Source organism: Streptomyces actuosus (assembly GCF_016921115.1).
GTDB classification, from domain to species: domain Bacteria; phylum Actinomycetota; class Actinomycetes; order Streptomycetales; family Streptomycetaceae; genus Streptomyces; species Streptomyces actuosus_A.
Window position 1 is genome coordinate 134,897 of sequence record NZ_JAFFZS010000017.1, and the last position, 17,792, is coordinate 152,688.

Consider the following 17,792-nt stretch of genomic DNA (forward strand, 5'->3'; position numbering starts at 1 on the left):
TGGGGAGGGACTTCGTGATTCAACCGGTAGCAGTCATCGGTGCGGGGCCGTTCGGCCTGTCCACCGCTGCCCATCTGAGCGCACGCGGCATCCCGGTGCGGGTCTTCGGCGAGCCCATGGTCAGCTGGCGCGACCACATGCCCGCCGGAATGCTCCTCAAGTCGACCCCCGCCGCCTCCGACATCGACGCCCCGCGGCCCGGGCACACCCTCGTCGACTACTGCGACGCGGCGGACATCCCGCGCCTGGTCACGGACGAGGACATCATCCCCGTGCGGACCTTCATCGACTACGGGCAGTGGTTCCAGCAGAGCCTGGTGCCCGGGCTGGAGCGGGTCAGGGTAATTTCCGTCGACCGCGCTCCGGGCCGGCCGGGGTTCGAACTGAAGCTGGACTCGGGGGAGTCGTTCACGGCCCGCGCGGTCGTGGTGGCGACCGGCCTGTCGGGGCTCGCGCACCTGCCCGGAGAGCTGGCTGCCGGCGCCGCGGACGGGCCGAGCCCCACCGGCCCGCTCTCGCACAGCAGTCAGCACCACGATCTCGGCCGCTTCTCCGGCCGGGAACTGCTCGTCGTCGGCGCCGGCCAGTCCGCCCTGGAGACGGCCGTGCTGGCCGCCGAGGCCGGTGCCCGGGTGAGGGTCGTCGCCCGCGGCAGGGTCGCCTTCGGCGCACCGCCCTGGGAGCAGCCGAGGCTGCGCCCCGAGTCCCCTTTCGGCCGGGCCTGGTCGCTGTGGGCGCTCAGCTACTACCCGCATCCCTACCGCTTCCTGCCGGCCGGGCTGCGCCACCTGCTCGTCCGCCGGGTCCTCGGTCCTCTCGGCGCCTGGTGGCTGCGCGGCCGGTTCGAGGGGAAGGTCGAGGTCAGCGAGGTGGACCGGGTCGTCCGCATGGAGACGGCGGCCGGCCGCACGGTGCTCACCGTGCGTACGCACGCGGGCGGGGTGCAGCAGCTGTCCGCCGACCACGTCATGGCGGCGACGGGCTACCGGGTGGACATCGCGGCGATGGACTTCCTCGGCCACGAGCTGCGCACCGAACTGGCCGTCAGCCGCGGCACACCGGTACTCGGCGCGGGCTACGCGTCGTCGGTGCCGGGCCTGTACTTCACGGGCCTGCCCGCCGCGGCGTCCTACGGTCCGGTCATGCGCTTCGTGTGCGGCACGGAGTTCGCCTCGCCGCGCCTGGCCGGGCACTTGGCGGCAGCGCACGGATGACGCCCCGGGACCCTCGGCCCCGCGCGCCGCAGTGACCGCTCACCGGCACCGCCCGCTCCGCGGATCCGCCGACTCCTCGGATCCGCCGACTCCTCGGACCCGCCGACTCCTCGGACCCGCCGACTCCTCGGACCCGGCCGGCCCCGCCTGCGCCCGCCGCCGATCCGCAGGGGGCGTGCCGGCGAAGGACGTCCACGGGTCCTGAGTCCTCGGGGACCGTCCGCGGGGTCCGAGCCCCGGGGCGCTGCCCCGCGCGATCTGTGCCGCGCGGGTCGCCGGCCACGGGGCCCGTGGCCGGCGACCGCTGTCGGCGGGAGGGGCGAGGGCCGGGCCCACGGCGGGAGCACCGGCCGTCGCGGCCGGTGGGCGCGGGGGCGTGGCCGGTGGGGCAGGGGGTGGCGGAGCGGAGTCCCGGGCAGCGTGAACGGGCGGGTTGCGGTGTCCGTATTCTCGGATCATGGCCGCACCCACCGCATATTCACTCGTCGCCACGGACCTGGACGGAACGCTCCTACGCGGCGACGACACCGCCTCCGACCGGTCCCTCGCCGCACTCGTGCGGGCCACGGCGGCCGGGGCCCGGCACCTGGTGGTGACGGGCCGCCCGGCGCCCCGGGTACGGCCGCTGCTGGAGGGCCTCGGCTGCACGGGACTCGCGGTGTGCGGTCAGGGCGCGCAGGTGTACGACGCGGGCGCGGACCGGTTGCTGTGGTCGGTCACCCTGGACCGGGAGCTGGCCGAGACCGCGCTGGGCAAGATCGAGGCGGAGGTCGGCCAGGTGCACGCCGCGGTCGACCAGGACGGCGTCGACGGGCTCACGCTCATCGAACCCGGGTACCGGATGCCCCGTCCGACCCTGCCGGCGGTGCGGGTCGGCCGGCGCGACGACCTGTGGGGGAAGCCCCTCAGCAAGGTGCTGCTGCGCCATCCCGAGCTGTCCGACGACGAGTTGGCCGCGACGGCCCGGGCGGTGGTGGGTTCCCTCGCCACGGTCACGATGTCCGGGCCGGGCACCGTGGAGCTCCAGCCGTGCGGCATCACCAAGGCGACCGGGCTGGCGCTGGCCGCCGAACACCTCGGGCTGCGCCGGGAGCGGGCACTGGCCTTCGGGGACATGCCCAACGACATCCCGATGTTCGACTGGGCGGCCCACGGCGTCGCCATGGCCAACGCCCATCCCGAGCTGAAGGCGGTGGCGGACGAGGTCACCCTGTCGAACGAGGACGACGGCATCGCCGTCGTCCTCGAACGGCTCTTTCCGTAGGCGTGGCGGCTGCTTCCCCCGGGAGCGGCCCTTGCCGGGGAAGCAGCCGCCGCCTACCTGGGCGTGCCGGGATCAGTAGGCGCCGAACACGTTGTCGATGGAGCCGTAGCGGGCCGCGGCGTAGTTGCAGGCGGCGGTGATGTTGGCGACCGGGTCGTAGGGGTCGTACGCGGTGCCGGGCACGTGGTAGGCGGCGAAGGTGGGGTCGATGACCTGCAGCAGGCCCTTGGAGGGGGTGCCGGCCGCGGCGTTGGAGTCCCAGAGGTTGATGGCGTTGGGGTTGCCCGAGGACTCGCGGATGATGTTGCGGTAGATGCCGTTGTACGAGCCGGGGATGCCCTCCTCGGCCATGATCGCCAGCGACTCGCGGATCCAGCCGTCGAGGTTGTTGGGGTACCCCGCGAGGGTGGTCGACGCGGTCGCGGTGGACGACGCCGTGGTCGCCGGGGTGGCCGCGGAGGCGCTCGTCGCGCCTAGGAGCGGGAGGGCGAGGACGGCTGCGCCCGTCCCGGCCGCGGCGAGGGCGCGGGTGAGACGGGAGGTGCGGGACGGGCGGAGCTGACCGGCAGCAGGCATGGCGAAGTTCCTCTCCGGCGCCTGCGAGGTGAGCTGTCGGGTTCGGGCTGGGAGGTGCCCGGCCGAACCGCCCTGCGGGCGGTCGACTTCACCCCGAGCCGGTCCGGCGCGTCCGAAGACGCCCGGCCCGGCGACTTACCTGGGTCCCCCGCTCCTGCCGCACGTGAGTGGTTGCGTCGATGGTGGAACGGGCGGCGGCAGGATTCGGCGTCCGCCCGACAGGCCGGGAACGTATGCGAGAGCACATGTCGGGAACAAGTACCGGATTCACTCAACGCCCCGAGTAGTCATGATCAGGGGGATTTGGCCTGCTTGATCCTTTGCGGCTGCCAAGGCTCAACTCGCCGACGGGGCGCGGCGAAAGGGGTGGAGGGGGCGGCGCCGGGTTCGGCCTTTCGAGTGAGCCAACTCACCTTGGTCGACAAGGGTGCTGAAACGGGCAAACGGCTCAACTTGCCTGTAAGGGGTGGGGTGTCGGGCCTGCTGTGGAACCTCGTGGGGGGTGTGGGTCGTTCTCATGGCAGTTGTCCGTTAAGTGAAGGAGGGGTCGCCTCGGATTCGAGAGTGGCGTGGTCGCCCAGGGGAATTACTTCCTGGTAAGTCGATGAATGTCCGTCCTTATCAACCGATCAAGAACATAACGGGCGTGATCCGATACCGCCTGGCCTGTAACCGTGGGGCCTATCGGTGATCGAAAGGTGACCGGATACGCTGGCGAGTGATGGCAGCGACCTATCGACAAACCGTGTAATCGCCAGCAGACACCAGCAGACAGGAGACCCCTCGTGACCGTCGTCGGGCCGTTCGGGCTGAGCGTGCGGGACCAGGCTCTGGAAGCCGATGTCCAGGCCGGATTGACGGCTGTCGAGGAAGGGTTGCTCGAGGCCACCAAGAGCGAGGTTCCCTTCATCACCGAGGCGGCGCAGCACCTGGTGCGCGCGGGCGGGAAGCGGTTCCGGCCACTGCTCGTGATGCTCGCGGCGCAGTTCGGTGACCCCTACGCCCCGGGCGTCGTGCCGTCGGCCGTGGTCGTGGAGCTGACCCACCTGGCCACGCTGTACCACGACGACGTCATGGACGAGGCGTCCGTCCGACGCGGAGTGCCCAGCGCGAACACCCGGTGGGGCAACTCCGTGGCCGTCCTGACCGGCGATTTCCTCTTCGCCCGTGCCTCCCAGATCCTGGCCGACCTCGGCCCGGAGGCGGTGCGGGTGCAGGCCGTGGCGTTCGAGCGGCTGGTGACCGGGCAGATCCTGGAGACGGCCGGCCCGCAGGACGGGCGGGACCCGGTCGAGCACTACCTGGATGTGCTGGGCGGCAAGACGGGATCGCTGGTGGCCGTGTCGTGCCGGTTCGGGGCGATGATGTCCGGAGCGGACGAGACCGTGGTGGACGTCCTGACGCAGTACGGGGAGCGGCTCGGCGTCGCCTTCCAGCTGGCCGACGACGTGCTCGACATCGCCAGCGACTCCCGCGAGTCCGGGAAGACTCCCGGGACCGATCTTCGCGAGGGGATCCCGACCCTGCCCGTGCTGCGGCTGCGTGAACGGGCGGCCCGCCTCGGGCTCGCCGAGGACGTCGCGTTGTGCGAGCTGCTGGACTCCGACCTGAGCGACGACGCCCGGCACGCGGAGGCGCTGGCGGCACTGCGGGCGCACCCGGCGCTGGAGCAGGCGCGGAAGGACACCGTGCGGTACGCCGAGGAGGCCCGGGCCGCGCTGGGCCCGCTCACCGAGTGCGATGCCAAGCTCGCGCTGATGGAGCTGTGCGACGCGGTGGTCCACCGGGCCGGTTGAGCCGCGCGGTCGTCCGCCGGGCGGGCTGACCCGAGTGGCGCCCTGCGCCGCGCCCCCGGGAGTACCTGCCCGCCGCCCCGCGCTCGTCCGCCCGGGCGGCGGGGCGCCCCTCAGCCCCTCTGCCCTGCGGGCCCCGAGGGCGCTCGCCCTCGGCGCTCGTCCGCCCCAGCCCTGCCCGCGCGCACTGTCCGCCCGGTGCCCGATCGGGCCGGGGACTCTCCCGCTCGGCGGCTGCGCGGCTCGACCGCGAGAGGCGCGCACGCCCGGCCCGCTCCGCACCCGGAATCCGGCGGTACGCGCAGTCCGCGCGCCGGCCCTGGCCCGTATCTTCGTGACCCTCTGACCTGATCCCGATCCACCCGGCCCCACGTCCGGCGCCGCGTCGCGGCCTCGACCCCCCGGCTCCGGGCCCGCGTTCCGGGCCCGGGCCTCGGCCCCGCACCACGCCCCGGCGCCGTCCGCGGGCCCCGGCTCCCACCTCGCCCGCCCGGGTTCCTCGCCCCGGCCTCGGGCCGCTTCGGCCGCCGCTCTCGTCGACCCCGCCACCCCGTCCTCACGCCCCGCACCCCCTACGGGACGGCGGATCCTCTGCGCTCCGCGTCATACCGTAGAACTACGCGGAGTTGAGCCCGGGGGCTGACGCTTCCTCATGACTGATTTGGTCAGATGGAGAGCACGGAAGACACCGAACTTCACCGATTCGGGTGAGAATGGCGGCTTGGTGGGATCCGTGCGCTCCGGCGCGAGACGGACGGACAGTCGCCGCCGACTACGGAGGTATGGCACACATGGCACCGTACGAGTCCGACGACAGCAGGACCGCGGGCGAGGCCGAGGACCTGCGGGCGGGGCGGCGCAAGGCTTCCCGCTACGTCGTCCCGGTCGCGGTGGTGGGGGTGGCGGCGGCGACGATCGGGATCGTGCCCGCGCTCGCCGACTCCGGTGACCCCGACCTGCCCGAGATCAGCGCGCAGCAGCTCATCGAGAAGATCGCCGCGTCGGACGAGCAGCAGCTGTCCGGCACGGTGAGGATCAACACGGACCTCGGGCTCCCCGACCTCGGCGGTCTGGGCAACAGCCTCGGCTCCGGGGTCGGCGGTGCCGGCCGGGGGCCGAAGGCCGGGGGCGACGGCTCCCCCGCCGACCCCTCGGCCAGGCTCACCGAACTCGCGTCCGGGTCGCACACCCTGCGGGTCGCGACCGACGGGCCGGACCGCCAGAAGGTGTCGCTGCTGGAGGACGCGGCCGAGTACAGCCTCATCCACAACGGCAAGGACGTGTGGGGCTACGACAGCGAGTCCGACGAGGTCTACCACTCCACCGTCGACGACGCCTCCCGCAAGGACGCCGGCAAGAACGGGAACCGGGGCGCCGACCGTCGGGACGGACTGCCCGCCACCCCGCGCGACTTCGCCGCGGAGGCACTCAGGTCCGTCGACGACACGACCTCCGTCACGGTCGACGGCACGGTCCACGTCGCCGGACGCGACGCCTACAAGCTGCTGATCAAGCCCAAGCAGTCCGGCACGACGGTCGGCGCGATCAGCATCGCCGTGGACGCGAAGACCGGGATGCCCCTGAAGTTCACGCTCACTCCGGCCGCGGGCGGTGCGGCCGTGGTCGACGTCGGCTTCACGAAGGTCGGCTTCACCGCGCCGGCCGCGTCGACGTTCGACTTCACCCCTCCCCGGGGCGCGCAGGTCACCGAGGGCGACACCCACGAGCGGGCCGGAACGGGCCCCGCAGGCCCCGAGTCCGGCAAGGGCCTCGCCAAGGGACTGGACGGGATGAAGATGCTCGGCAAGGGATGGAACACCGTCGCCACCTTCGACACCGGCGGTTCCGGCGTGCCCTCGGGCTCCGAGGCCGGCGGTGACCTCGGCGGCTTCCTCGACTCGCTCGGGGACCACGTCAGCGGCAAGTTCGGCTCCGGCACCGTCTTCTCCACGCGCCTGGTCAATGCCCTCATCACCGACGACGGCAAGGTCTACGTCGGTACGGTGGACAAGGACACGCTGGTTCGCGCCGCCAACGCCGGTCGGTGACGGGGCCGTTGCGCGTGGCGTGACCGTCGGAACCGGCCGTCGACCGTCGAGGAGTGCAGCCCATGGGCCCTGTGTCCGCCGCGGAGACCGAGGTGGGCGGGGTGGACGATCCCGTCATCCACACCCGCGCGCTCACCAAGCGCTACCGCGGCGGGCAACTCGCCGTGGACGCGCTCGACCTGAGCGTCCCGGCGGGCAGTGTCTTCGGCTTCCTCGGTCCGAACGGCTCAGGCAAGACCACCACCATCCGCATGCTGATGGGGCTCATCGAACCGACCTCCGGAGCGGCGCGGCTGCTCGGGCACCCCATGCCGCGTGCCGCCCGCACCGTACTGCCGCAGGTCGGCGCGCTCATCGAGGGGCCTGCCCTGTACGGCTTCCTCTCCGGCCGGGACAACCTGCTGCGCTACGACGCCGCCGATCCGACGGCCGACCCCCGCACCCGGCGCGCCCGGGTCGCGGCGGCGCTGCAGCGGGTGGGGCTGACGGCCGCCGCGGGCAAGAAGGCCAGGGCGTACTCGCTGGGCATGAAGCAGCGCCTGGGGCTCGCGTCGGCACTGCTCCAGCCGCGCCGGCTGCTCGTGCTCGACGAGCCGACCAACGGGCTGGATCCGCAGGGGATGCGGGAGATCCGCGCCCTGATCCGTGAGCTGGCCGCCGACGGCACCACCGTCTTCCTCTCCTCCCACCTCCTCGACGAGATCGAGCAGGTGTGCAGTCACGCGGCCGTCATGGCCCAGGGGCGGCTCGTCGTCCAGGGCCCGGTCGCCGAGCTGGCGGCACGCGCCCGCGGGCGGCTGGTGGTGACCACGCCGGACACGTCCGAGGCGGCACGGGTACTGAAGGAGCAGGGCGTGGCGGACGTCGTGGTGACCGAGGAGCAGGTGTCGGGAGAGCCGCCCGAACGCGAACCGGCCGAGCTGAACGCCGCCCTGGTGGCGTCCGGCGTCCGGGTGCGCGGCTTCGGGGTGGAACGGGCCTCGCTGGAGGACGCGTTCGTCGCCCTCACCGGGGAGGGATTCGATGTCGCGGGCTGATGCCCTTCCGGCCGAGGGCTCACACGCCGGCCGCACGCCCGGGCCGCTGTGGAGTCTCGGGCTCTTCCGCAGCGAACTCGTCATCACGCTGCGGCGCTGGCGCACCCTGGCGCTGCTGGGCGTGCTGGCCGTCGTGCCGGTGCTGGTGGGGATCGCGGTGAAGATCGAGACCCGTGGTGGTTCGTCGGTCGGTCATCGGGGCGGAGACGGGCCGGCGTTCATCTCGCAGGTCACCAACAACGGTCTGTTCCTGGTGTTCGCAGCCCTGGCGGCGACCCTGCCGTTCTTCCTCCCCATGGCGGTCGGAGTGATCGCCGGGGACTCGATCGCCGGTGAGGCGAATGCGGGCACCCTGCGCTATCTGCTGGTCGCCCCGGCCGGGCGCACCCGGCTCCTGCTCGCCAAGTACACGACCACTCTGGTGTTCTGCCTGCTGGCCGCCCTGGTCGTCGCCGTGTCGGCGCTCGCCGTGGGGGCTCTGCTGTTTCCGCTGGGCGATCTCACCACCATCTCCGGCACCCGGATCAGCCTCGCCGACGGGCTGGGCCGGGCCCTGCTGATCGCACTGGTCGTCGCCGCGTCGCTGGTCGGTGTGGCCGCCCTCGGCCTGTTCGTCTCCACGCTCACGGGCAGCGGCATCGCGGCGATGGCGACGACCGTGGGCCTGCTGATCACCGTGCAGATCCTCGACCAGATCCCGCAGCTGGACGCGCTCGGGCCGTACTTCTTCTCGCACTACTGGCTGTCCTTCGCCGACCTGATGCGCGACCCGGTCCAGTGGGACGACCTGCAGCGCAATCTGGGCCTGCAGGCCCTGTACGCGGCCGTGTTCGGCTCAGCGGCCTGGGCCCGATTCGCCGGGAAGGACATCACGGCCTGACGGCGGACGCCTCGACGGGCGGCCGGTCCGACGGCGTGTGGTCTCGCCGTCCGACGGCCTCAGGGTCCGACGGCGTCCGGCCTCACGGTCCGATGGCCTCACGGTCCGACGGCGTGCGGCTTCACGGTCCGACGGCGTGCGGCTTCACGGTCCGAGGGCCGGGCGGTCCGAGGGTCCGGCGGACCTGGGGGCAGGCGGTCCTGGGGGCAGGCGGTCTCGTGGCCGGTCGGACCGACAGCCGGAGGCAGTGACCGCCCGGAGACCGCGACCGGTCGACGGGGTCAGGACCCCGCGGGCGGCTGTTCCTCCCCGTGCGGGAGCCGTCGGGAGTCGGGGGTGGAACGGTCGGGGTGCGCGTGCTCGGGTCTCGGCCGGAGGTCTCGGGACGAGTCTGTGACGCTGTGGTGACGCCGTCGCCGGGAGTGACCGGCGAGACTTGGAAGCACGTGCAGGAACGGAGTATGGCGCCAAGGCACGGAGGGCCGTCACGGCTCTGGCGGCGAGAGGGGCGCGGGGAACGGTGAAAGGCACGATGGAAGCGAAGTCTCGACTCGGCCGCGAGGACCGGGAAGCGAAGCCGGACGCGGGAACGGCGACCGCCGGGGGATCGGCCGCGGCCCCGCTCGACGTCCATGTCCCGGCCGCCGGGCCCGGGGCCCCGCGCGCGTGGATCGGCGGAGTGCCGGTCGTCGCGGGCCACGGTGAGGAGATCCAGCGCGCCGTTCTCGGGCAGCTGCACCGCATCGCCCTCGCCGCCGGCCGCTCCGTGCACGTCACCATCCACGACGAGCGGGTCGGTTGCGTCGTCCCGCTCCGCGTCGACGTCGACGGCTCGAGCCACCTCACGGGGGAGCCGCTCACCGCGCCCCACGGGACACCCGCCGAGGGCGCGCGGGCCGCGGACGGCTCGGAGGGCGCGCGTGCTGCGAACGGCGCCGGGAGCGTGCGGGCCACCGACGTCGCCCCTGCCCCCGCCGCTGGTGTTCTTCCTTTCCCTGCTTCCGCCCCCGTCTCCCTCCCGCCGTCCGTCCCCGCCCTCGTCCGCGAGCCCGAAGCCGACGCCGGCTTCGCCTCCGCTCCGGTGACCGGCGCCGACGCGGGCTCGGGTGCCGCCTCCGGCTTCGCCTCCGCCGTCGGGACCGTTCCGGCTGCCGTCGAAACCGCCGCCGGAACCGCTCCGCCCCGCGGCTTCGACGCCGTCGCCGAAGCCGTGCTCGCGGAGGAGCCCGCCGTCGGTGCCGGGGCCCCGCCCGCGCTCGTGGCGGCGGTCGCGCAGATCAACGAGGCCGTGAGGTCGGGCCGGATACCGGAGGCCGCCCTACTCGCCGACCGTGCCGTGGCGGAGGCCGCGAGGGCGCTGGGTGCGGAGCACGTCGAGGTGCTGCGGCTGCGCGCCCTCACCGCCTACATTGCCTACCTGGGAGGCGACCCGGTCCGGGCGTTCCACCTCTCCCTGGACCTGGCCCGCATCCACCACCGCGCCCGCGACGCGGAGGCCGCCTACGGAAACGTGCAGAGCGCGGCCACCGCATGGCGCGCGGTGCGCGACCCGGCGCAGGGCCTGGACCTCGGCCGTGACCTGCTCGAACTGTGGGTGGAACTCAGCGCGGTGGCGGGTCCCGCCGCGGACGACATCGAGCAACTGGGCTTCGCGCGTGCCCGGATGACCCGGCTCGCCGGACGTGCCGCCGCCGGAGGGCGGTGAGGGCTCCGGCCTCTCCCGCCCGAGTCCTCCCGCCGTGCACGGCGGTGTTCCGATGGGGCGGCGGCGTTCCGGCGGGGTGCCGCCGCTCACTGCACGCAGAACTCGTTGCCCTCCGGATCGGACATCACCACCCACGCGCCCGACGGTTCCTGCACCCGCCGCAGCACCTTCGCGCCCAGCCCCTCCAACCGCTCCACCTCGGCGTCGCGCCGTTCCCGGCCGGCGTGCAGGTCGAGATGGAGCCGGTTCTTGACGGTCTTCGGCTCCGGTACGCGCTGGAACAGCAGCCGCCGGCCCAGCCCGGTGCCGGTGTCCTCGTCGAAGGGGTCGTCGGGGTGGCGCACCGCGATCAGGTCCCGGAAGGCGGGGCGGCCGTGGAACTCGACGGTGGCCGCACCGGGCAGCGCGCCGAGCTGCAGCAGTCGCTCCACGAGCGCACTGTTGTCCTCCACCTCGTAGTGCAGGGCGGCGGCCCAGAAGTCGGCCTGGGTGTGAGGGTCGGCGGCGTCGAGCACGAGCTTCCAGTGCAGGGGCGTGGGTGTCGGAATCATGTAACCAGTTATATTGGTTACATGAGTGTGCGGGCAACGGAAACGCCGGAGGAGCCGGGGGAAGAGGCACAGGAACCGCTACGGCCGGCGACGGCTCCGGGAAAGGCCGCGGCGGACACCGGGCTGACGCTGGTCTCGCACGACGGCAAGCCGTACCGCTTCGACCCCGGGGCGCTCTGCCTGGAGTTGCTGACCACGGGCGGTCCGGGTGCCTTCGCCCGCCACGAGGTGCTGCACGGGCCGGCCGACCTGGTCGCCTGGGCCGACCGCAGCAGGCTGCCGGGCGGGCTGCGGCCGACCGTCACAGCGGCCGAGGTCGAGCGCGCTCGGGCGTTCCGCGACGCTCTCTTCCTGCTCGCCGCCGACCGCGCCCACGGCCGTCCGCTGCGCCCCGAGCATGTCGAGGAGGTCAACGCGGTCGCTGCCGGTCCGCCTCTCGTCTCCCAGCTGACCTCGGACGGCGCGCGCGTCTGGGCGCCCGGTGCCACGGGGGCCCAGCTGCTGTCCACCGTCGCCCGCGACGCGGTGGACCTGTTCGGCGGGCCCCACGCGGGCCGGGTCCGCGAGTGCGGGGCCCGCGACTGCTACCTGCTGTTCGTCGACACCTCCCGCCCCGGCCGCCGCCACTGGTGCTCGATGGAGCGCTGCGGCAACCGCGCGAAGGTGCGGGCTCACCGGGCCCGCACGTCCGCACGGGAGGGGGATCCGGGCGCGGGATGACCCCGAACCGACCCGGGCGCGGTCGGGGCCGGGTCGGAGCCGGGCGGCCCGGGAACCTGCCCGGACGAGGCCGCGACGGCGTGCCACGGGGGCGGCGGGGGTGAGGGGACTGGCTGCAGGGATGCGGCGGGAGCGAGGCGTCGTGTCCCCGGCCGTGGCCGAGGGCGACGCAGGGCCCCGCCGCTCCGCCCGAGCTACGGCCTGGTGCCCGCGTCCAGCGGGTCCGTGCCGGACGCGGAAGGCAGGCCCTCCGCGACGCGTGCCGCGCCGGCGGCACCGGCCGTCACGGCCGTGTCCGTCCTCGCGCCGCCACCGGCCGCCACGGCGGTGCCGCGGGCGCCGTTCCCGCTCCCGGCACCGTTCCCGCTCTTGGCACTGATCCTGATCCGGGCCCTGCGCGAGGCGCGCCACGCGTCGGCCGTGAGGAGCACCAGCGCCAGCCACACCAGTGCGAAACCGGCCCAGCGCTCGGGCGGCATCTCCTCGCCGAAGTAGAGGACGCCGAGCAGGAACTGGAAGACGGGCGCCAGATACTGCAGGAGCCCCAGCGTCGAGAGCGGCACCCGGATCGCCGCCGCGCCGAAGCAGACGAGCGGCAGCGCGGTGACGACGCCGGTCGACGCGAGCAGGGCGGCGTGGCCGGCGCCGCCGGTCGTGAACGTCGAGTGGCCGTGGGCGGTGAGCCACAGCAGGAAGGCGAGCGCGGGCAGGAACTGGATCGCGGTCTCCGCGGCGAGTGACTCCACGCCACCGAGGTTGACCTTCTTCTTCACGAGGCCGTAGGTGGCGAAGGAGAAGGCGAGGCAGAGCGAGATCCACGGCGGGCGGCCGTAGGCGACGGTCAGGACCGTGACCGCGCCGGCGGCCACACCGACCGCCGCCCACTGCACCGGCCGCAGTCGCTCCTTGAGGATCAGTACGCCCATGGCGATGGTGACCAGGGGGTTGATGAAGTAGCCGAGGGAGGCCTCGACGACGTGCCCGGCGTTCACCGCCCAGATGTACACGCCCCAGTTGACGGTGATCACGGTCGCGGCGATCGCGACGAGCCCCAGTCGGCGCGGTTGCCGCAGCAGTTCACCGGCCCAGGCCCACCGCCGTACGACGGCCAGCGCCACCGCGACGACGACCAGCGACCACACCATCCGGTGGGCGAGGATCTCCACCGCGCCGGCGGGCTTCAGCAGAGGCCAGAACAGGGGGACGAGCCCCCACATCCCGTAGGCCGCGAAGCCGTTCAGCAGTCCTATGTGCCGCTCGCCCTTGGATGCGCCCACCGGCCCTCCCTCTCCCTGTCCGTCCGCCGGAACGAAGGTAGCGCCGAGCACCCCCGCCTGTCATGCACGTATCGCTATACGGTCATGACAGGCGGAGAGGGGGTGGGTCAGCCCTTGAGTGCGGCGGCGACGGCCTCGCCGAGCGGCGTGGTCGGGCGGCCGGCCAGGCGGGACAGGTCCCCGGTGGAGACGACCAGTTCGCCCTTCTCGATGGAGGCGTCCACGGCTGCCAGCATCGCGGCGAGCGGGGCGGGCAGTCCGGCTCCGGCGAGGATGTCGGCGAAGGTGTCGACGGACACCGGGGTGTAGGCGATCTCCTCGCCCGTCTGGCGGCTCAGCTCCGCCGCGAACTCGGCGAGGCCCCAGGCGGTGTCGCCGCCCAGCTCGTACGTCCGGTTCTCGTGCCCCTCGCCGGTCAGGACGGCGACGGCGGCGGCCGCGTAGTCGGCCCGCGAGGCGGAGGAGACGCGCCCCTCGCCGGCCGCGCCGACGACGGCGTGGTGCTCCAGGACGGGGGTGAGGTTCTCGGTGTAGTTCTCGTGGTACCAGCCGTTGCGGAGCAGCGTGTACGGCACGCCGGAGCCCACCAGGATCTCCTCGGTGGCGCGGTGGTCGTCGGCGAGCGCGGCGGTCAGGGTCCCCGGCGCGCTCGTGTACGCGAGCAGGGCCACGCCGGCAGCCCGAGCGGCGTCGACGACGACCTTGTGCTGCTGCGGGCGGCCCTTGTCGAACTCGTTGCCCGAGATCAGCAGCACCTTGTCGCCGGGGGCGAAGAGGCCGTCGAAGGTCTCGGGCGCGTTGTAGTCGGCGACGGCGAGCCGTACGCCGCGCTCGGCGAGGTCGGTGGCCCTGGCCCGGTCGCGCACGACGGCGGTGATCCGGTCCGCGGGGACCTTCTCCAGCAGCTGCTCCACGACGTGACGGCCGAGCTTTCCGGTGGCTCCGGTGATGACGATGCTCATGGCGCGGGATCTCCTAGGGGTGTCTCGATGACGTTCGGAACTAACCCTAGGAAGTGCGCTAACTGTTTGAAAGTACCCACTTTGAAGTAAGGTACTGGCATGGAAGTAAGTACCGGAGTGCCGGGCTGGAAGGCCGACGGCGACGGGATGTGCCCCTCGCGCCAGGTGCTGGAGCACGTCACCAGCCGCTGGGGTGTCCTGGTGCTGATGCGCCTGCTGGAGCGCTCCTACCGGTTCAGCGAGTTGCGCCGGGCCGTCGGCAGGGTCAGCGAGAAGATGCTCACCCAGACCCTGCAGACCCTGGAGCGCGACGGCCTGGTCCACCGCGACGCCAAGCCCGTGATCCCTCCGCGGGTCGACTACTCGCTCACCGGCCTGGGGCGCGAGGCGGCCGAGCAGGTGAGGGGGCTGGCCCTGTGGACGGACCGGCGCACGGCCGAGGTCGAGGAGGCCCGCAGGGCATACGACGAGGCCCGGGCTCAGCGGCCCGGGCCTCGCGGGTGAGGGTGGGACGACCTCGCGGGTGCGGTGTCCGCGGCCGCGGTGTCCCCCCGCGGCTGCGGCCCGGGCCCTGTGGCCCGGGCCGCAGTCGTGCGGTGCGTGGACGCCGGCTCAGCCGACGACCGTCCAGGTGTCGCCGCCGGCGAGCAGAGCGGCCAGGTCGCCCTTGCCCTTCTGCTCGACCGCGGTGTCGAGCTGATCGGCCATCCGGGTGTCGTAGACCGGGCGGTCCACGGAGCGGAACACCCCGATCGGCGTGTGGTGCAGGGTGTCGGGGTCGGCGAGCCGGGACAGCGCGAAGGCGGTGGTCGGGGACGCGGCGTGCGCGTCGTGGACCAGGATCTCCGCCTCGTTCTCCGCGGTGACGTCGACCACCTTCAGGTCGCCGGTCGCCCGGTCGCGGACGACGCCGCGGGAGCCCTCCTCACCGCCGAAACGGATCGGCCGACCGTGCTCCAGCCGGATCACGGCCTCGTCGGCCTGCTGCTTGTCCTTCAAGGTGTCGAAGGCGCCGTCGTTGAAGATGTTGCAGTTCTGGTAGATCTCGATCAGCGCCGTGCCCGGGTGTGCGGCGGCCTGCCGCAGCACCTCCGTCAGGTGCTTGCGGTCGGAGTCGATCGTGCGGGCCACGAAGGAGGCCTCCGCGCCGAGGGCCAGTGACACCGGGTTGAAGGGCGCGTCCAGCGACCCCATCGGCGTCGACTTGGTGATCTTGCCGATCTCGGAGGTGGGGGAGTACTGCCCCTTGGTCAGGCCGTAGATCCGGTTGTTGAACAGCAGGATCTTGAGGTTGACGTTGCGGCGCAGGGCGTGGATGAGGTGGTTGCCGCCGATCGACAGCGCGTCGCCGTCGCCGGTGACGACCCACACCGACAGGTCGCGCCGACTGGCCGCCAGCCCGGTGGCGATGGCCGGGGCCCGGCCGTGGATCGAGTGCATCCCGTAGGTGTTCATGTAGTACGGGAAACGGGAGGAGCAGCCGATGCCGGAGACGAACACGATGTTCTCCCGGGCCACACCCAGCTCGGGCATGAAGCCCTGCACGGCAGCGAGGATCGCGTAGTCGCCGCAACCGGGGCACCAGCGCACTTCCTGATCGGACTTGAAGTCCTTCATCGACTGTCTGGCCTCGGCCCTGGGCACGAGCGAGAGCGCCTCGACCGTGCCCGTGCCCTGCCTGGACGCACCGTTCGTCTCAGCCATCGATGGCCTCCTTCAGCGCCGTGGCGAGCTGTTCCGCCTTGAACGGCATTCCGTTGACCTGGTTGTACGAGTGGGCGTCGACCAGGTATCTGGCCCGGATCAGGGTGGCGAGCTGCCCGAGGTTCATCTCGGGGATCACGACCTTGTCGTAGCGCTTCAGTACGTCGCCGAGGTTGCGCGGGAAGGGGTTGAGGTGGCGCAGATGGGCCTGCGCGATCGACTCGCCGGCCGTGCGCAGCCGCCGGACGGCCGCGGTGATCGGCCCGTAGGTCGAGCCCCAGCCGAGCACCAGGGCCCGGGCGGCGCCCTCCGGGTCGTCGACCTCCAGATCCGGGACGTCGATGCCGTCGATCTTGGCCTGGCGGGTGCGCACCATGAAGTCGTGGTTGGCCGGGGCGTAGGAGATGTTGCCCGTGCCGTCCTCCTTCTCGATGCCGCCGATGCGGTGCTCCAGCCCCGGCGTGCCCGGGACCGCCCAGGGCCGGGCGAGGGTCTGCGGGTCGCGCTTGTACGGCCAGAACACCTCGGTGCCGTCGTCCAGGGTGTGGTTCGGGCCCTGCGCGAACTGCACCCGCAGGTCGGGCAGCTCGTCCAGGTCGGGGATCCGCCACGGTTCGCTGCCGTTGGCCAGGTAGCCGTCGGAGAGCAGCATCACCGGGGTGCGGTAGGCCAGGGCGATGCGGGCGGCCTCCAGCGCGGCGCCGAAGCAGTCCGCGGGCGTCTTCGGCGCGATCACCGGGACCGGCGCCTCACCGTTGCGGCCGTACATCGCCTGCAGCAGGTCGGCCTGCTCGGTCTTGGTCGGCAGCCCGGTGGACGGCCCGCCGCGCTGGATGTCCACCACCAGCAGCGGCAGCTCCAGGGACACGGCCAGCCCGATGGTCTCGGCCTTCAGCGCCACACCCGGGCCGGAGGTGGTGGTCACCGCCAGCGATCCGCCGAAGGCGGCACCCAGCGCGGCACCGATACCGGCGATCTCGTCCTCGGCCTGGAAGGAGCGGACGCCGAAGTTCTTGTGCCGGCTCAGCTCGTGCAGGATGTCCGAGGCCGGGGTGATCGGATAGGAGCCCAGGAACAGCGGCAGATCGGCCTGACGGGAGGCGGCGATCAGGCCGTAGGCCAGGGCGAGGTTGCCGGAGATGTTGCGGTAGGTGCCCGGCGGGAACGCGGTCGCGGCCGGGGCGACCTCGTAGGAGACGGCGAAGTCCTCCGTCGTCTCGCCGAAGTTCCAGCCCGCCCGGAACGCGGCGATGTTCGCCGCGGCGATGTCCGGCTTCTTGCCGAACTTCGACTTCAGGAACGCCTCGGTGCCCTCCGTCGGCCGGTTGTACATCCACGACAGCAGACCGAGCGCGAACATGTTCTTGCTGCGCTCCGCCTCCTTGCGGGTGAGATCGAACTCCTTCAGTGCCTCGACCGTCAGTGTGGTCAGCGGCACCGGGTGCAGGCTGTAGCCGTCGAGGGAGCCGTCCTCCAGGGGCGAAGTGCCGTACCCGACCTTCTGCATCGCCCGCTTGGTGAACTCGTCCGTGTTGACGATGATCTCCGCGCCCCGCGGCAGATCCCCCACGTTCGCCTTCAGGGCGGCAGGGTTCATCGCGACCAGCACGTTCGGCGCGTCGCCCGGGGTGAGGATGTCGTGGTCGGCGAAATGCAGCTGGAAGGAGGAGACGCCGGGCAGGGTTCCCGCGGGCGCACGGATCTCGGCGGGGAAGTTCGGCAGGGTCGACAGGTCGTTGCCGAAGGACGCCGTCTCCGAGGTGAACCGGTCGCCGGTGAGCTGCATCCCGTCGCCCGAGTCCCCCGCGAACCTGATGATCACCCGGTCCAGCCGGCGGACGTTCTTCGTCCCGGCCGGTTTCCGCTGCTCTCCTACGACGGTGGTGTCGGTCTGCTCCGCTGGACTGCTGACCTGACTGGTCACTGAACTGGACCTCCCTCGAGGCGGCTGTCGGGCAGGGGCCTTCCCACAGGCCCTCCCAATATCAACCCTACGTCTCTAAGGGCTGCCTTCCCTTGGTCTTTCGCATCACGGACACGACAGGGCCGCGCGCCATGGCT

The 17,792-nt window shown here is 72.7% G+C and carries 15 protein-coding genes and 1 riboswitch; of the genes, 9 read left to right on the forward strand and 6 right to left on the reverse strand.

All coding sequences use genetic code 11. From position 1 onward, the window contains the following. The first annotated feature begins 14 nt into the window (after positions 1-14). Both JS756_RS21635 and JS756_RS21640 read left to right on the forward strand, forming a co-directional pair. Entirely contained in the window at positions 15-1,214 is a 1,200-nt protein-coding gene (locus JS756_RS21635) for an FAD-dependent oxidoreductase (protein WP_205384803.1), read from the forward strand. Between the two features lie 457 nt (positions 1,215-1,671). After that, complete coding sequence (locus JS756_RS21640) at positions 1,672-2,478, forward strand: HAD family hydrolase (protein WP_205384804.1); 807 nt, start codon at positions 1,672-1,674, stop codon at positions 2,476-2,478. A 72-nt stretch (positions 2,479-2,550) separates the two neighbouring features. Here JS756_RS21640 and JS756_RS21645 read toward each other — a convergent pair whose 3' ends face one another. Continuing rightward, a complete protein-coding gene (locus JS756_RS21645; protein WP_205384805.1) occupies positions 2,551-3,054 on the reverse strand; it encodes a transglycosylase SLT domain-containing protein in 504 nt (167 codons plus the stop codon). Positions 3,055-3,057: 3 nt separating this feature from the next. Then, positions 3,058-3,243, reverse strand: a riboswitch (cyclic di-AMP (ydaO/yuaA leader). Positions 3,244-3,839: 596 nt separating this feature from the next. Between JS756_RS21645 and JS756_RS21650 the strand changes: the two genes are divergently transcribed. The 5 genes from JS756_RS21650 to JS756_RS21670 all read left to right on the forward strand — a co-directional run bounded on the left by JS756_RS21650 (position 3,840) and on the right by JS756_RS21670 (position 10,517). Continuing rightward, complete coding sequence (locus JS756_RS21650; protein ID WP_205384806.1) at positions 3,840-4,850, forward strand: polyprenyl synthetase family protein; 1,011 nt, start codon at positions 3,840-3,842, stop codon at positions 4,848-4,850. 788 nt (positions 4,851-5,638) lie between these two features. Next, positions 5,639-6,895 carry a LolA family protein gene (locus JS756_RS21655; RefSeq protein ID WP_205384839.1) on the forward strand — a complete coding sequence of 419 codons (1,257 nt, stop codon included), beginning with the start codon at positions 5,639-5,641 and terminating at the stop codon, positions 6,893-6,895. A 62-nt stretch (positions 6,896-6,957) separates the two neighbouring features. Next, complete coding sequence (locus JS756_RS21660; protein ID WP_205384807.1) at positions 6,958-7,932, forward strand: ABC transporter ATP-binding protein; 975 nt, start codon at positions 6,958-6,960, stop codon at positions 7,930-7,932. Beyond that, entirely contained in the window at positions 7,919-8,812 is an 894-nt protein-coding gene (locus JS756_RS21665) for an ABC transporter permease (RefSeq protein ID WP_205384808.1), read from the forward strand. Before JS756_RS21660 ends, JS756_RS21665 begins: the two co-directional genes overlap by 14 nt. Before the next feature lie 532 nt (positions 8,813-9,344). Continuing rightward, the gene (locus JS756_RS21670; RefSeq protein ID WP_205384809.1) at positions 9,345-10,517 is read left to right on the forward strand and encodes a tetratricopeptide repeat protein; all 1,173 of its coding nucleotides are present in this window, start codon (positions 9,345-9,347) and stop codon (positions 10,515-10,517) included. Positions 10,518-10,603: 86 nt separating this feature from the next. Here JS756_RS21670 and JS756_RS21675 read toward each other — a convergent pair whose 3' ends face one another. Next, the gene (locus JS756_RS21675) at positions 10,604-11,068 is read right to left on the reverse strand and encodes a VOC family protein (protein WP_205384810.1); all 465 of its coding nucleotides are present in this window, start codon (positions 11,066-11,068) and stop codon (positions 10,604-10,606) included. A gap of 21 nt (positions 11,069-11,089) precedes the next feature. Between JS756_RS21675 and JS756_RS21680 the strand changes: the two genes are divergently transcribed. Then, the gene (locus JS756_RS21680; protein WP_205384811.1) at positions 11,090-11,788 is read left to right on the forward strand and encodes a CGNR zinc finger domain-containing protein; all 699 of its coding nucleotides are present in this window, start codon (positions 11,090-11,092) and stop codon (positions 11,786-11,788) included. A 194-nt stretch (positions 11,789-11,982) separates the two neighbouring features. Here the strand turns inward: JS756_RS21680 and rarD are convergent, their stop codons facing one another. Together rarD and JS756_RS21690 are read right to left on the reverse strand one after the other, a co-directional pair. Next, complete coding sequence (gene rarD / locus JS756_RS21685; RefSeq protein WP_205384840.1) at positions 11,983-13,005, reverse strand: EamA family transporter RarD; 1,023 nt, start codon at positions 13,003-13,005, stop codon at positions 11,983-11,985. Positions 13,006-13,172: 167 nt separating this feature from the next. Beyond that, positions 13,173-14,027, reverse strand: a complete 855-nt coding sequence (locus JS756_RS21690) for an SDR family oxidoreductase (RefSeq protein WP_205384812.1) — start codon at positions 14,025-14,027, stop codon at positions 13,173-13,175. 99 nt (positions 14,028-14,126) lie between these two features. On the opposite strand from JS756_RS21690, the gene JS756_RS21695 reads away from it, so the two are divergent. Beyond that, a complete protein-coding gene (locus JS756_RS21695) occupies positions 14,127-14,531 on the forward strand; it encodes a winged helix-turn-helix transcriptional regulator (protein ID WP_205384813.1) in 405 nt (134 codons plus the stop codon). Between the two features lie 108 nt (positions 14,532-14,639). Here the strand turns inward: JS756_RS21695 and JS756_RS21700 are convergent, their stop codons facing one another. Both JS756_RS21700 and JS756_RS21705 read right to left on the reverse strand, forming a co-directional pair. After that, positions 14,640-15,731: a 2-oxoacid:ferredoxin oxidoreductase subunit beta gene (locus JS756_RS21700; RefSeq protein ID WP_205384814.1), complete on the reverse strand. Its 1,092-nt coding sequence runs from the start codon at positions 15,729-15,731 to the stop codon at positions 14,640-14,642. Then, positions 15,724-17,655: a 2-oxoacid:acceptor oxidoreductase subunit alpha gene (locus JS756_RS21705; RefSeq protein WP_205384815.1), complete on the reverse strand. Its 1,932-nt coding sequence runs from the start codon at positions 17,653-17,655 to the stop codon at positions 15,724-15,726. The genes JS756_RS21700 and JS756_RS21705 overlap by 8 nt, the downstream gene beginning before the upstream one ends. Positions 17,656-17,792: the final 137 nt, after the last annotated feature.

Bases quoted from the DNA above. Each gene is read 5' to 3' on its own strand.
- JS756_RS21640 (WP_205384804.1), top strand. From the start codon at position 1,672: ATGGCCGCACCCACCGCATATTCACTCGTCGCCACGGACCTGGACGGA.
- JS756_RS21645 (WP_205384805.1), bottom strand. From the start codon at position 3,054: ATGCCTGCTGCCGGTCAGCTCCGCCCGTCCCGCACCTCCCGTCTCACC.
- JS756_RS21655 (WP_205384839.1), top strand. From the start codon at position 5,639: ATGGCACCGTACGAGTCCGACGACAGCAGGACCGCGGGCGAGGCCGAG.
- JS756_RS21660 (WP_205384807.1), top strand. From the start codon at position 6,958: ATGGGCCCTGTGTCCGCCGCGGAGACCGAGGTGGGCGGGGTGGACGAT.
- JS756_RS21665 (WP_205384808.1), top strand. From the start codon at position 7,919: ATGTCGCGGGCTGATGCCCTTCCGGCCGAGGGCTCACACGCCGGCCGC.
- JS756_RS21670 (WP_205384809.1), top strand. From the start codon at position 9,345: ATGGAAGCGAAGTCTCGACTCGGCCGCGAGGACCGGGAAGCGAAGCCG.
- JS756_RS21675 (WP_205384810.1), bottom strand. From the start codon at position 11,068: ATGATTCCGACACCCACGCCCCTGCACTGGAAGCTCGTGCTCGACGCC.
- JS756_RS21680 (WP_205384811.1), top strand. From the start codon at position 11,090: ATGAGTGTGCGGGCAACGGAAACGCCGGAGGAGCCGGGGGAAGAGGCA.
- rarD (WP_205384840.1), bottom strand. From the start codon at position 13,005: ATGTGGGGGCTCGTCCCCCTGTTCTGGCCTCTGCTGAAGCCCGCCGGC.
- JS756_RS21690 (WP_205384812.1), bottom strand. From the start codon at position 14,027: ATGAGCATCGTCATCACCGGAGCCACCGGAAAGCTCGGCCGTCACGTC.
- JS756_RS21695 (WP_205384813.1), top strand. From the start codon at position 14,127: ATGGAAGTAAGTACCGGAGTGCCGGGCTGGAAGGCCGACGGCGACGGG.
- JS756_RS21700 (WP_205384814.1), bottom strand. From the start codon at position 15,731: ATGGCTGAGACGAACGGTGCGTCCAGGCAGGGCACGGGCACGGTCGAG.